Origin of the sequence: Pseudomonas karstica, assembly GCF_009707515.1 — a bacterium.
In the GTDB taxonomy this organism is placed as follows: domain Bacteria; phylum Pseudomonadota; class Gammaproteobacteria; order Pseudomonadales; family Pseudomonadaceae; genus Aquipseudomonas; species Aquipseudomonas karstica.
Genome location: NZ_WLYI01000033.1, coordinates 13,330 through 26,967, shown reverse-complemented (window position 1 = coordinate 26,967; position 13,638 = coordinate 13,330). Strand labels below are relative to the sequence as shown.

The following is a 13,638-nucleotide window of genomic DNA, read 5'->3' as shown; positions in this document are numbered from 1 at the left end:
CCGTGAGGCCGGGCTTTTTATTGCGCTTGAATCACTCAGGCATCCAGTTCGGCCCAACGCTCAACCAATACATCCAGTTCTTTGTTCAACTGCTCAAGGGACGCAATGACCTTGGCGGTTTCGGCCGCAGGACGCTGATAGAAGCCCGCGTCGGCCATTTCAGCCTCAACGGCGGCGATCTGCTGTTCCTTGGCGTCGATCTCACCCGGCAGCGCTTCCAACTCACGTTGCAGCTTGTAGCTGAGTTTTTTCTTTGCCGCGGGCGCTTCCTGCGTTGGGGCAGGTGTTGCAACCGGCGCAACCACCGCCGAGTTCAAGTCAGCCTTGCCGGACTTGCTTTCAGTCACGCCCAGCAGGCGCGGCGAGCCGCCCTGACGCAGCCAGTCCTGATAGCCACCGACGTATTCACGCACCTTGCCTTCACCTTCGAAGACCAGGGTGCTGGTGACCACGTTGTCGAGGAATGCCCGGTCGTGACTGACCATCAGCACAGTGCCATTGAAGGTCAGCAAGACCTCTTCCAGCAGTTCCAGGGTTTCCACGTCGAGGTCGTTGGTCGGTTCGTCGAGCACCAGCAGGTTGGCCGGCTTGCTGAACAGCTTGGCCAGCAGCAGGCGCGCACGTTCACCACCGGATAATGCCTTGACCGGCGTACGTGCACGTTGCGGGCTGAACAGGAAGTCGCCCAGGTAGCTCAGCACGTGGCGGCTCTGGCCGTCGATGTCGATAAAGTCGCGACCTTCGGCAACGTTGTCGATCACGGTTTTTTCCAGGTCCAACTGGTGACGCAACTGATCGAAGTAGGCCACGTCGATGCGCGTGCCCTCTTCCACTGTGCCGCTGGTCGGTTGCAGGCCATTGAGCATCAGCTTGAGCAAGGTGGTCTTGCCGGTACCGTTGGCGCCCAGCAGGCCGATGCGGTCGCCGCGCTGCAGGACCATGGAGAAGTCCTTGATCAGGAACGGGCCACCTGGGTGAGCGAAGCTCACGTCTTCCAGAACCATCACCTGCTTGCCCGACTTATCGGCGGTATCCAGCTGAATGTTGGCCTTGCCGGTGCGCTCACGACGCTCGCTACGCTCGTTGCGCAGGGCTTTCAGGGCACGTACACGGCCTTCGTTACGGGTGCGACGCGCCTTGATGCCCTGTCGGATCCAGACTTCTTCCTGGGCCAGCTTCTTGTCGAACAGCGCATTGGCGGTATCTTCAGCTGCCAGAGACGCTTCTTTGTGTACCAGGAAGCTGGCGTAGTCGCCGTTCCAGTCGATCAGGCCGCCGCGATCCAACTCCAGGATGCGGGTAGCGAGATTTTGCAGGAACGAACGGTCGTGCGTGATGAACAGCACGGCGCCCTGGAAGTCCTTGAGGGCTTCTTCGAGCCAGGCGATGGCGCCAATGTCCAGGTGGTTGGTTGGCTCGTCGAGCAGCAGCAGGTCCGGCTCGGAAACCAGGGCCTGGGCCAGCAGGACACGACGACGCCAGCCGCCGGACAATTCGGCGAGGGTCTTGTCAGCCGGCAGTTGCAGGCGGCTGAGGGTGCTGTCGACCAATTGCTGCAGGCGCCAGCCGTCACGGGCTTCGAGGTCGTGCTGAACGTGCATCAACTTGTCCAGGTCAGCGTCGGTGACGATGTTCTGGCTCAGGTGGTGGTATTGCGCGAGCAACTCACCCACACCGTCCAGGCCTTCGGCAACCACGTCGAACACTGTCCGCTCGTCGGCCACCGGCAACTCTTGCGGCAATTCGCCAATCTTGAGGCCCGGCGCACGCCAGACAGAGCCTTCATCGGGCTTCTGATCGCCCTTGACCAGCTTCATCATGCTGGATTTGCCGGTGCCGTTACGGCCGATGATGCACACCCGCTCACCACGGGCGATCTGCCAGGACACCTTGTCCAACAACGGCATAGCGCCGAAAGCAAGGGACACATCGCTGAATTTGAGCAGGGTCATGAGCTTCTCCAAAAACTGGGCGCGCATTCTACCTGACTTAGGGCCTGAGGCGGCCGGCATTTTCGCGGCCGACACGTTCTGTAGGACATTTCTGCTGAACTTGAGCGAAGCGACCGGCAAAGCTTTCACCCACTGTGGGCAAAAGGCTAAGCTAGGGGCAATCAGTGTCGGCGAGGCCGGCACTAGCCCTGATTCCTCTGCACGGACGTCTCATGCGCAGTCGCCTTTTCAACTTTTTATCTTGCCTGCTTCTTTCCGCCACCGCCGCTCAGTCCGCACAGGCCGTGGATCTGACCACCCAACGCCAATATTACGATCAAGCCAAACGGGCCTTGGCCAAGGGTGATACCGGTCCCTATATGCAATATAGCCAGGCCTTGGCCGACTATCCGCTGACGCCGTACCTGGCTTACGACGAGCTGACCGCCCGCTTGAAGTCCGCCAGTAACGCGGAAATCGAACAGTTCCTCGCAAAAAACGGCGACCTGCCCCAGGCCAATTGGATGAAATTGCGCTGGTTGCGCTGGCTGGCCGAGCGTGGCGACTGGAAAACCTTTGAAAAGTACTACGACGCAAAACTCAACTTCGTCGAACTGGACTGCCTTCATGGCCAGTACCAGTTGAGCCACAACCTCAAGGCCGAGGGCTACAAAACCGCCGAAAAGCTGTGGATGAGCGGTAAATCCCAACCCGCCGCCTGCGATGCCACCTTTGGCCAATGGGCCGCTGATGGCCAACTGACCGAACAAAAAATCTGGGCCCGCACCAAGCTGGCTGCCGAAGCGCGCAACTACGCACTGGCCAATAGCCTGGTGAAAACCTTGCCAACTCTCGGCCCCCAAGGCCGCCTGATGGTGGATGTGGCGCAAAAACCCGCCATGCTCAGTGATCCATCACGCTTCCTGCCGGCTACCGAGGCGATGTCCGATGCCGTCGGCCTCGGTCTTCGACGCCTGGCCCGCCAGGATCCTGACAAGGCCATGGCCCTGCTGGACGGTTATGCCGCCAGCATGCACTTCTCCCGCGACGAAAAAGTGTCCATAGCCCGGGAAATCGGCCTGACCCTGGCGCGACGTTTCGATCCTCGCGCCCTGGACGTGATGACCAAGTACGACCCGCAACTGCGAGACAACACAGTGTCCGAGTGGCGTCTGCGCCTGTTGCTGCGCCTGGCCCGCTGGGAAGATGCCTACCAACTGACCCGCAAGCTGCCTGAGGATCTGGCCACCACCAACCGTTGGCGCTACTGGCAGGCCCGTAGCCTGGAACTGGCAGAACCGAAAAACCCACAAGCCCTGGTGTTATATAAAAGTCTGGCGAAAGAACGGGACTTCTACGGTTTCCTGGCGGCGGACCGCTCCCTGGCCCCTTATCAGTTGAACAATAAGCCGCTGGTATTGAGTCCGGCGCTGGTCAACAAGGTGCGTAACACCCCAGGCGTGCGCCGCGCCCTGGAGTTCTATGCCCGTGGCCAGATCGTCGACGGTCGCCGTGAGTGGTACCACGTCAGCCGCCACTTCAACCGTGATGAGATGGTCGCCCAGGCCAAACTGGCCTACGACATGAAATGGTATTTCCCGGCGATCCGCACCATCAGCCAGGCGAAATACTGGGACGACCTGAACATCCGCTTTCCCATGGCTCACCGCGACACTCTGGTGCGCGAAGCCAAGGTCCGTGGCCTGCATTCAAGCTGGGTGTTTGCCATTACTCGCCAAGAGAGCGCCTTCATGGACGACGCCCGCTCCGGCGCCGGAGCCACCGGCCTGATGCAATTGATGCCAGCCACCGCCAAGGAGACTGCGCGTAAGTTCAACATCCCGCTCGCCTCGCCTGCACAAGTGTTGAACCCGGACAAAAACATCCGACTGGGTGCCGCGTACCTGAGCCAGGTCCACAGCCAGTTCAACGGCAACCGCGTGCTCGCCTCCGCAGCTTACAACGCTGGCCCGGGCCGCGTGCGCCAATGGTTGCGCGGTGCTGATCACCTGAGTTTCGACGTATGGGTGGAAAGCATCCCCTTCGACGAAACCCGCCAATATGTGCAGAACGTGCTGTCTTATTCTGTGATCTATGGGCAGAAGCTCAATGCGCCACAACCGCTGGTGGATTGGCATGAGCGGTATTTCGATGATCAGTAGAAGGAGCCGCTCGAAGCTCCAAGCTTGAAGCTGCAAGTGAAAAAATGCCCGCATTGTGAAATGCGGGCATTTTTTAGGGTTGCATATGCCCGTCACTGAACTGCAGCGCCGCCAACCGCGCATACAGCGGGTTACTGTCGATCAACTGCTGATGCGTGCCCACCGCCACCAGCTTGCCTTGGTCCATCACCGCGATCCGATCAGCGTTTTTAACCGTGGCCAGGCGGTGAGCAATCACCAAGGTGGTGCGACCCTGCATCAACTGCGGCAAGGCTTGCTGGATCAGGTGCTCGCTCTGGGCGTCGAGGGCGCTGGTGGCTTCGTCCAGCAGCAGGATCGGTGCGTCCACCAACAAGGCCCTCGCAATAGCCAGGCGCTGGCGCTGACCACCGGAGAGCCCCATGCCACCATCGCCCAGGTGAGTTTGGTAGCCGTCGGGCATTTGCAGGATGAAGTCGTGAGCGTGAGCAATGCGTGCAGCCTCTTCGACTTGGGCAAAGGTGGCCGAGGGATTGCCGTAGCGAATGTTTTCTTCAACGCTGCCGAAGAACAGCGCCGGGCTCTGGGACACGAGTGCGAAACAGCGACGCAGGTCCAGCGGATCAAGTTCGGTCAGGGCGTGCCCTTCCAGAAGGACGCGACCTTGCTGCGGATCGTAGAAACGCAGCAGCAGATCAAAAACCGTCGATTTGCCAGCACCTGACGGACCGACCAACGCAAGGGTTTCGCCCGCATTGATCGTCAGGCTCAAGCCATCGATGGCGTAGCGATCTGGACGCGACGGGTAGGAAAAGTGCAGGTCCTGCAGCTCCAATTGGCCGCTGACCCGCTCCGGCAACATGACCGTACCACTGGCCGGCGCCTGAATCTCATTGTTTGACTGCAACAGCTCAGCAATCCGTTCGGCCGCCCCAGCCGCCCGCTGGAGCTCGCCGATCACTTCGCTCAGGGTGCCAAAGGCACTGCCAACGATCAGGCTGTAAAACACAAACGCCGCCAGTTCGCCGCCAGAAATGCGCCCGGCAATCACGTCCATACCGCCAACCCAGAGCATCACGCCCACGGCGCCCAGAACCAACGTGATCACCAGGGTAATCAGCCAGGCACGCTGGAGGATGCGTTTGCGGGCGGTGGTGAAGGCTTCTTCCACGGTGACAGCGAAGCGCTGCTCGTCCTGCACCTGATGGTTATAGGCCTGTACGGTCTTGATCTGGCCGAGGGTCTCGGACACGTAGCTACCGACATCAGCGATGCGGTCCTGGCTCAGGCGCGACAGACTGCGCACCCGACGGCCGAAAATCAGGATCGGCGCCAGCACCAGCGGCAACGCAACCACGACAATGCTGGTGAGCTTGGGGTTGGTGATAAACAGCAACACGATCCCGCCGATCACCATCAATGCGTTGCGCAGGAACAGTGATAACGAGGAGCCAATCACCGATTGCAGCAAGGTGGTATCTGCGGTCAGCCGGGACTGGATTTCCGAGCTACGGTTGTTTTCGTAGAAACCGGGGTGCAGGTAGATCAGGTGGTTGAATACCAGGCGGCGAATGTCTGCCACCACACGTTCGCCGATCCACGACACCAGGTAGAACCGTGCAAAGGTACCCACTGCCAGGCCAAGTACCAGAATCATGAACAGAGCGATGGACTGGTTGAGCAAATGGGGCGACTGGGTCATGAAGCCCTGATCCACCAGCAGCTTGATGCCCTGCCCCATGGACAAGGTGATGCCAGCGGTGACTATCAGTGCCAACAAGGCGCCCAGCGCCTGCCAGCGGTAAGGGGCAATAAAGCGGCTGGCCAAGCGAATGGCGCGGCGTTGACGGGCTGAGAGCATAGAGAGCATCACCTGAGGAGTACAACCTCAAGCCTACACTGCAATCCGATGGAACTTGGGTAAATCATAATGAGTCAGGTTAATTATGCCCGCTGGCGCTAGCGCGTAGACGTTAACGGTCTAATGTCCTGCTGGAAAACCGAGAGTGTTTCTGCTGGACTGAGCATTCGTGTACGTAGTTGTAGCAGTTGTAACAGCTTGGTCACGCGGGGGTTTTAAAGTAGGTACACAACCTGATGAGGAGACAGGCTATGTCCTTGCAAAATAGCAGTACTGACAAAGTTCAAGTGGTCCGCAAGGAGCAACAGGCAAACCTGGGTTGCTCATTCATCGATGCCAAAGGGCGCGAAGTGCCGATCACTGAAGACATGATCCAGGACGCGTGCCGCGAGCTGGAGCACAAATTGGTCAAGCCTGCCAAGCAAGGCTGAACTGCCAGAATGCTTTTAAACCCGGCCTTGATGGCCGGTTTTTTTATGGCTTTCCAACAGGGACTCGGGCTCAGGTTGCCTGGGCACCCAACGCCGACACGATGTTCGACAAGGCAGCCGACTCGCCACTAATCCGCACCGTCAACCCATCAATTTCTCGCCGCTCGGGGTAGTGTTTGCGCAATAGGTCAAACGCCTTGCGCTGCTCTTCCACGGTTCCTACGAGGCTACGGCGCAAATCCGCATCGTCGCGGCGCGGGTCGTATACGCCGCGGCACAGCATCGCCAGCGCCCAGGCCGGGTCGGTATTGGCATTGAGGCTCACCTCGGACAACCACGGCTCAGGCAGCAGATCACTTAATTGAATGCTCGGCGCCTGTCCCAGGTGCTCGCAGAACGCCTGATAGATCTGCGCCGTGCCGCGCTGTTTGCCATCCAGGCTGTAGCCGGCGATGTGCGGGGTGGCCAGTACACATAAGTCGGCCAACTCGACATCCACCTGTGGCTCGCCTTCCCAGACATCCAGAACGGCTTGCAGGTCCTCACGCTCAAGCAGCACATCCTTGAGGGCAGCGTTATCCACCACCGGCCCACGGCTGGCGTTGATCAGCCAGGCACCCGGTTTGAGCTGGTTCAACCGCTGGCGATCAAACAGATGCCAGGTGGAGCCATTACCGGATTTGTTCAGCGGCGTGTGCAGGCTGATAACGTCGCACTGCTCAACGAGCTGCTCCAGGCTGACGTAATCACCCCCTTCGGCGACTTGCCGGGGCGGATCGCAGACCCGCACGTTCCAACCCAGCCCCTTGAGAACCTTGACCAGCCGTCCGCCGACTTCACCGGCCCCCACGATGCCATAGGTGCGTCGGGCGAGGTCTGCGCCTTCGATCTCGGCCAGGGTCAGCAGGCTACCCAGCACGTAATCGACCACTCCACGGGCGTTACAACCCGGGGCGCTGGACCAGTGAATGCTGGCACGCTGGAAATAATCAAGGTCCAGGTGGTCGGTACCGATGGTGCAAGTCCCGACAAAACGCACGGAAGTACCTTCAAGCAATGCACGGTTGACGTTGGTCACCGAACGCACCAGCAACACATCTGCCTGCTCGATGACCGCACGGTCGATGGAACGGCCAGCAACGCGGCGAATCTCGCCAAACCCTCCAAAGAACGCATCGAGTAGCGGGATATTTTCGTCGGCAACAATCAGCATGGCAGGCTCCTTTCGCGGACCAGCAGTGTACAGGGATCAGGGATGGAGTGAGATTGATCGGCAGTATCGGCAAGCGCGCTTACAAATGCGCAACACAGGTTTTTTCCTGACCAACATGTCAAGGCGTAGAATGCGCCGTCCTGCGCTCCCCCTTTTTTGGACACCTGCACGTGAACACTGCCACCACCCCCCTCACCCGTCCCGCCCGTGTCAGTCTGGAGGTACGCAACCTGCTGGCCCTGGCCCTGCCGATCATGATCGGCCAACTGGCAACCACCGCCATGGGCTTTGTCGACGCGGTGATGGCCGGACGAGTCAGTGCCCGAGACTTGGCGGCAGTTGCACTAGGCAACTCGATCTGGATCCCGGTGTACCTGCTGATGACTGGCACCTTGCTGGCCACCACGCCCAAAGTTGCCCAGCGCTTCGGTGCCGGCACCCATCACGAGATCGGCCCGCTGGTGCGTCAATCATTGTGGCTGGCGCTGATGGTGGGGCTCGCTGCCCTGGTGTTGCTGGTCAGCGCCGAACCCATCCTGCATGCCATGAATGTCGACCCCGAGCTGATCAAGCCATGCATGGGCTATCTGTACGGCATCGCCTCGGGCATGCCGGCGGTTGCGCTGTACTACGTGCTGCGCTGTTTCAGTGATGGCCTGGGCCGTACGCGGCCAAGCATGATCCTGGGCTTGTGTGGGCTGGCGTTGAATATTCCGTTGAACTACGTGTTCATCTACGGCCATTTCGGCGTGCCGGCCATGGGCGGCGTCGGTTGCGGCTGGGCTACGGCGATTGTGATGTGGGTGATGATGCTCGGACTGGCCGGCTGGACCCGTTGGGCGCCGGTTTACCAGGCCAGCGAATTGTTCAAGCGCTTTGACTGGCCGCAATGGGCGGTGATCAAGCGGATATTGAGCATCGGTTTGCCCATCGGCATCGCCGTCTTTGCCGAGTCGAGCATCTTCGCGGTCATCGCCCTGCTGATCGGCAGCCTGGGCGCTACCGTTGTAGCCGGGCATCAGATCGCGCTGAACTTCAGCTCCCTGGTGTTCATGATCCCCTACTCCCTGAGCATGGCCGTCACCGTGCGGGTCGGCCAGGCCCTGGGCCGGGGCGAGCCCCGTGAGGCACGCTTCGCCGCAGGTGTCGGGATGGGCACGGCGCTGGCTTACGCCTGCCTTTCCTGCAGCCTGATGCTGCTGTTTCGCGAACAGATTGCCACCCTCTATACCTCGGACACACTGGCGATCCAGGTGGCGGCAACGCTGATCGTGTTTGCTGCGCTGTTTCAGTTTTCCGATGCGATCCAGGTCACGGCCGCAGGTGCCTTGCGCGGCTACCAGGACACGCGGGTGACCATGGTCCTGACACTGTTCGCCTACTGGGGAGTGGGTTTGCCGGTGGGCTATGCGCTGGGGCTGACGGACTGGCTGGGCACGGCCAGTGGCCCAAGTGGTTTGTGGCAGGGCCTGATCGTGGGTTTGAGCTGCGCAGCTGCGATGTTGGTGATCCGCCTGGCACGCAGCGCGCGCCGGCAGATTCGGCTCAGTCGTTCAGCAGCTTAAGCGGATTTCTTGCGGATCCAGTACAGGTAGGTCCCGGCCTGTTCTTGCTGGTCCACCAGCTCGTGGTCAAGGAACACGCAGAATTTAGGGATATCGCGACGGGTCGAGGGATCGGTCGCGATGACTTTCAACAAGCCACCTGGCTCCAGGTCGCGGATGTGCTGGTGCAGCATCATCACAGGTTCCGGGCAGTTGAGGCCGGTGGCATCGAGGGTGCCGTCGACGGGGGTATCAAAAATGTCGCTCATCATTCACTCCTGAAACTGGCCGTCAGTTTACCGGGCCTTTGGCTTCTTCACATCCAAGCGACGCAAATGACAGGTCACTTCTTCGCGGTCGTGGTACAGCTGCTTACAGCCGATCTCCACACGAATGCCCCGCGTCTTGAAGCCGTCCGCGATCCGTTCCAGCAGGCGCTTCACTTCGGCATAACGCTGTTTCATCGGCAGTTTCAGGTTGACTACCGCTTCGCGGCAATGCCCCTCGCCAATCCAGGTTTCCAGCAACGCCGCATTGCGCGCCGGTTTCTCGACGATATCGCAGACCATCCAATCCACCGGCTGCTTGGGTGTGTAGATGAACCCATCGGCCATCAAATGCTGCACCAAGCCTGTGTCCATCAGGCTTTCGGCCATGGGACCGTTGTCGATTGCGGTCACCAGCATGCCGCGATTGACCAGTTGCCAGGTCCAGCCGCCGGGAGCAGCACCCAGGTCGACCCCGGTCATGTCACTGTGCAGGCGCTCGTCCCACTGATCCCGGGGGATAAAGTGGTGCCAGGCCTCCTCCAGCTTCAAGGTTGAGCGACTCGGCGCCTCCCGGGGAAATTTCAGTCGGGGGATGCCCATCGGCCACATCGCCGAATTATTCGACTCCGCCAGCCCCATGAACACTTCGCGGCCACTTTTAAAGGTCAACAGCAAGCGCGGCTTGCTCGGGTCTTCCACCAGTCGGCCAGCCGCCAACAATGCCTTGCGCAGATGAACTTCGAACTTCTTGCAGAAGTTGGACAGCTCCTTGCCATCGTTGGTGTCGACCATCTCCAGCCACAGGCTGCCACACACCGCAAAGCCTTGCAGATGAGCGAGGATCACGCTGATCCGGTCGGTTTCCGGCAAGTCGATAAACACCCCGCGCGCCCACTGCCGAGGGAAGATCAGTTCGGCAAAACGCTGGCCGCGCATCAGGCGTTGTGCGCCGCCTTCTTCGGTGCAGACGAATTCGGCGCAGGCGCTGCCAGTCTTGGCCTTGGCGTAGCCCGAGACGTTCAGGCGAGCGGCGTGTTCCGCAATTTCGGAACAGACTTCGCCTTCAAAACCCGGGCGGCAGTGCATAAAAAGGGTGTTCATTGACTCTCCTGGGCAACCGGCTTGCTCTAGCGCAATGCCTGTCATGAAAACGTGCGCATGATAGCCGAGTTCGGAGCCCGAATGCCCTGCATGACGCGTTCTGTTAGCCCAATCTGGCGCCAGAAGGCCACATCCTGCGTTGCTGTTCCTCGCCATCGCAGGTTATGGCTCGTCACAGCGCCCTGGCTATGAACTTCTGGCGTCCGAATTGGAACTAACGAACGAGCCATACAAGGCATAGGACTTGCCCATAGAGTCCAGTTATTAGCCAGCTACTTAAAACAGGGCTAGCTTAGACGCTCTGTCCGTCCCGTCAGGTCCGTAGCCGTGCGGACCATAAGGAGTCATTCAATGTCATCCCTTGATAGCCTGAGAACCCTTAAAACCTTAGAAGTCGACGACAAGACCTACCATTACTTCAGCCTGCCCGAAGCCGCCAAGAGCCTGGGTGATCTGGACAAACTGCCGATGTCGCTCAAAGTGCTGTTGGAAAACCTGCTGCGCTGGGAAGACCAAAAAACCGTCACTGGCGCCGACCTGAAAGCCATTGCCGCCTGGCTCAAGGAGCGCTGCAGCGACCGTGAAATCCAATACCGCCCGGCGCGCGTACTGATGCAAGACTTTACCGGCGTACCCGCCGTGGTCGACCTGGCTGCCATGCGCGCCGCGGTGGCCAAGGCCGGTGGTGATCCGCAGCGCATCAACCCGCTGTCGCCGGTGGACCTGGTGATCGACCACTCGGTAATGGTCGACAAATTCGGCAGCCCAAGCGCTTTTGAACAGAACGTCGACATTGAAATGCAGCGCAATGGCGAACGCTACGCTTTCCTGCGTTGGGGCCAGAGCGCCTTCGACAACTTCAGCGTCGTCCCGCCAGGCACCGGTATCTGTCACCAGGTCAACCTGGAGTACCTCGGCCGTACCGTCTGGACCAAGGACGAAGACGGCCGCACCTATGCATTCCCGGACACTTTGGTAGGTACCGACTCCCACACCACCATGATCAACGGCCTCGGCGTGCTGGGCTGGGGCGTGGGGGGTATCGAGGCTGAAGCCGCGATGCTTGGCCAACCGGTGTCGATGCTGATCCCGGAAGTGATCGGCTTCAAGCTCACTGGCAAACTGAAAGAAGGCATCACCGCCACCGACCTGGTGCTGACCGTCACCCAAATGCTGCGTAAAAAAGGCGTAGTGGGCAAGTTTGTCGAATTCTATGGCGATGGCCTTGCCGACCTGCCTCTGGCCGACCGCGCCACCATCGCCAACATGGCTCCGGAATATGGCGCCACCTGCGGCTTTTTCCCGGTGGATGAAGTGACGCTGGACTACCTGCGTTTGTCGGGCCGTCCGACTGCCACCGTGAAACTGGTGGAGGCTTACACCAAAGCCCAGGGGCTGTGGCGCAACGCCGGCCAGGAACCCGTCTTCACCGACAGCCTGTCCCTGGACATGGGCAGTGTCGAAGCCAGCCTCGCCGGCCCGAAACGCCCACAGGACCGCGTCTCCCTGCCCAATGTCGGCCAAGCCTTCAGTGATTTTCTCGACCTGCAATTCAAGCCGACGAGTAAGGAGGAAGGCCGCCTGGAAAGCGAAGGCGGCGGCGGTGTCGCCGTGGGTAACGCCGACTTGGTGGGTGAGGCCGATTACGATTTCGAAGGCCAGACCTATCGCCTGAAAAACGGCGCCGTGGTCATCGCTGCAATCACCTCGTGCACCAATACCTCCAACCCCAGCGTGATGATGGCGGCGGGCCTGGTGGCGAAAAAAGCCGTGGAAAAGGGCCTTCAGCGCAAGCCATGGGTGAAAAGCTCCCTGGCGCCCGGCTCGAAAGTGGTCACCGACTACTACAAGGCTGCCGGCCTGACCCAGTACCTGGATAAATTGGGCTTCGACCTGGTGGGCTATGGCTGTACCACCTGCATTGGCAACTCTGGCCCTCTGCCGGAGCCCATTGAAAAAGCCATCCAGAAGGCCGACCTCACTGTGGCTTCGGTGCTGTCCGGCAACCGTAACTTCGAGGGTCGTGTGCACCCCCTGGTGAAAACCAACTGGCTCGCCTCCCCACCCTTGGTAGTGGCCTACGCCCTGGCCGGCAGCGTGCGTATCGACATCAGCAGCGAACCACTCGGTACCGGCTCGGATGGCAAGCCGGTGTACCTTCGGGATATCTGGCCCAGCAGCCAGGAAATCGCCGATGCCGTCGCACAAGTCAGCACCGGCATGTTCCACAAGGAGTACGCCGAAGTCTTCGCCGGCGACGAACAGTGGCAAGCCATCGAAGTGCCGCAAGCGGCGACGTACGTGTGGCAGAAAGATTCCACCTACATCCAGCATCCACCGTTCTTCGACGACATTGCCGGCCCGTTGCCGGTGATCGCAGACATCAAGGGCGCCAACGTGCTGGCCCTGCTCGGCGACTCGGTCACCACCGACCACATCTCCCCCGCCGGCAACATCAAGGCCGACAGCCCCGCCGGACATTACCTGCGCGAACAAGGCGTGGAGCCCCGCGACTTCAACTCCTACGGCTCACGTCGCGGCAACCATGAAGTGATGATGCGCGGCACCTTTGCCAACATCCGCATCCGCAACGAAATGCTCAGCGGCGAAGAAGGCGGCAATACACTCTACATCCCCACCGGCGAGAAAATGCCGATCTACGACGCGGCCATGAAATACCAGGCCACTGGCACCCCGCTGGTAGTCATCGCCGGCCAGGAATACGGCACAGGCTCAAGCCGCGACTGGGCAGCCAAGGGCACCAACCTGCTGGGCGTCAAGGCCGTAATCGCCGAAAGCTTCGAACGGATTCACCGCTCCAACCTGGTGGGCATGGGCGTGCTGCCGCTGCAGTTCAAGCTGGATCAGAACCGCAAGACGTTGGGGCTGACGGGCAAGGAGAAAATCGACATCCTGGGCCTGACGAACGCCGTGATTGAGCCGCGGATGAGTTTGACGCTGGTGATTACTCGGGAGGATGGGAGCACCAAGACCGTCGAGGTGTTGTGCAGGATCGATACGCTGAATGAGGTGGAGTACTTCAAGGCGGGAGGGATTTTGCATTATGTACTGCGGGGGTTGATTGCCTCGTAGCCAGCCCTGTACTGCAAAACACCGCCTTGGGGCGGTGTTTTCATTTGGACGCAG

The 13,638-nt window shown here is 60.2% G+C and carries 9 protein-coding genes; 4 read left to right on the top strand and 5 right to left on the bottom strand.

The window, feature by feature from the left end; all coding sequences use genetic code 11:
- Nucleotides 1–35: 35 nt before the first annotated feature.
- Entirely contained in the window at nt 36–1,952 is a 1,917-nt protein-coding gene (locus GIR22_RS21280; protein ID WP_154745241.1) for an ATP-binding cassette domain-containing protein, read from the bottom strand.
- Between the two features lie 212 nt (nt 1,953–2,164).
- Between GIR22_RS21280 and GIR22_RS21275 the strand changes: the two genes are divergently transcribed.
- The gene (locus GIR22_RS21275) at nt 2,165–4,093 is read left to right on the top strand and encodes a transglycosylase SLT domain-containing protein (protein WP_154745240.1); all 1,929 of its coding nucleotides are present in this window, start codon (nt 2,165–2,167) and stop codon (nt 4,091–4,093) included.
- Nucleotides 4,094–4,166: 73 nt separating this feature from the next.
- Here the strand turns inward: GIR22_RS21275 and GIR22_RS21270 are convergent, their stop codons facing one another.
- Nucleotides 4,167–5,942, bottom strand: a complete 1,776-nt coding sequence (locus GIR22_RS21270) for an ABC transporter transmembrane domain-containing protein (protein WP_178122393.1) — start codon at nt 5,940–5,942, stop codon at nt 4,167–4,169.
- Nucleotides 5,943–6,184: 242 nt separating this feature from the next.
- Between GIR22_RS21270 and GIR22_RS21265 the strand changes: the two genes are divergently transcribed.
- Nucleotides 6,185–6,364 carry a PA1571 family protein gene (locus tag GIR22_RS21265; protein WP_154745238.1) on the top strand — a complete coding sequence of 60 codons (180 nt, stop codon included), beginning with the start codon at nt 6,185–6,187 and terminating at the stop codon, nt 6,362–6,364.
- 70 nt (nt 6,365–6,434) lie between these two features.
- On the opposite strand, the gene pdxB is transcribed toward GIR22_RS21265, so the two are convergent.
- A complete protein-coding gene (gene pdxB, locus GIR22_RS21260; RefSeq protein WP_154745237.1) occupies nt 6,435–7,577 on the bottom strand; it encodes a 4-phosphoerythronate dehydrogenase PdxB in 1,143 nt (380 codons plus the stop codon).
- Nucleotides 7,578–7,747: 170 nt separating this feature from the next.
- Here pdxB and GIR22_RS21255 point away from each other — a divergent pair, with 170 nt between their 5' ends.
- Complete coding sequence (locus GIR22_RS21255; protein ID WP_178122392.1) at nt 7,748–9,142, top strand: MATE family efflux transporter; 1,395 nt, start codon at nt 7,748–7,750, stop codon at nt 9,140–9,142.
- On the opposite strand, the gene tusA is transcribed toward GIR22_RS21255, so the two are convergent.
- Both tusA and rlmM read right to left on the bottom strand, forming a co-directional pair.
- Nucleotides 9,139–9,390: a sulfurtransferase TusA gene (gene tusA, locus GIR22_RS21250; RefSeq protein ID WP_154745235.1), complete on the bottom strand. Its 252-nt coding sequence runs from the start codon at nt 9,388–9,390 to the stop codon at nt 9,139–9,141. The genes GIR22_RS21255 and tusA overlap by 4 nt on opposite strands.
- A 27-nt stretch (nt 9,391–9,417) precedes the next feature.
- Nucleotides 9,418–10,491: a 23S rRNA (cytidine(2498)-2'-O)-methyltransferase RlmM gene (gene rlmM, locus GIR22_RS21245; protein ID WP_154745234.1), complete on the bottom strand. Its 1,074-nt coding sequence runs from the start codon at nt 10,489–10,491 to the stop codon at nt 9,418–9,420.
- A gap of 351 nt (nt 10,492–10,842) precedes the next feature.
- On the opposite strand from rlmM, the gene acnA reads away from it, so the two are divergent.
- Nucleotides 10,843–13,584 (top strand): aconitate hydratase AcnA, encoded by a 2,742-nt coding sequence (acnA, locus tag GIR22_RS21240; protein WP_154745233.1) that lies wholly within the window; start codon nt 10,843–10,845, stop codon nt 13,582–13,584.
- The last annotated feature ends 54 nt before the right edge of the window (nt 13,585–13,638 follow it).

Coding starts and splice junctions, on each gene's coding strand:
- tusA (WP_154745235.1), bottom strand. CDS start 9,390: ATGAGCGACATTTTTGATACCCCCGTCGACGGCACCCTCGATGCCACC.
- GIR22_RS21275 (WP_154745240.1), top strand. CDS start 2,165: ATGCGCAGTCGCCTTTTCAACTTTTTATCTTGCCTGCTTCTTTCCGCC.
- GIR22_RS21270 (WP_178122393.1), bottom strand. CDS start 5,942: ATGCTCTCTATGCTCTCAGCCCGTCAACGCCGCGCCATTCGCTTGGCC.
- pdxB (WP_154745237.1), bottom strand. CDS start 7,577: ATGCTGATTGTTGCCGACGAAAATATCCCGCTACTCGATGCGTTCTTT.
- acnA (WP_154745233.1), top strand. CDS start 10,843: ATGTCATCCCTTGATAGCCTGAGAACCCTTAAAACCTTAGAAGTCGAC.
- rlmM (WP_154745234.1), bottom strand. CDS start 10,491: ATGAACACCCTTTTTATGCACTGCCGCCCGGGTTTTGAAGGCGAAGTC.
- GIR22_RS21280 (WP_154745241.1), bottom strand. CDS start 1,952: ATGACCCTGCTCAAATTCAGCGATGTGTCCCTTGCTTTCGGCGCTATG.
- GIR22_RS21265 (WP_154745238.1), top strand. CDS start 6,185: ATGTCCTTGCAAAATAGCAGTACTGACAAAGTTCAAGTGGTCCGCAAG.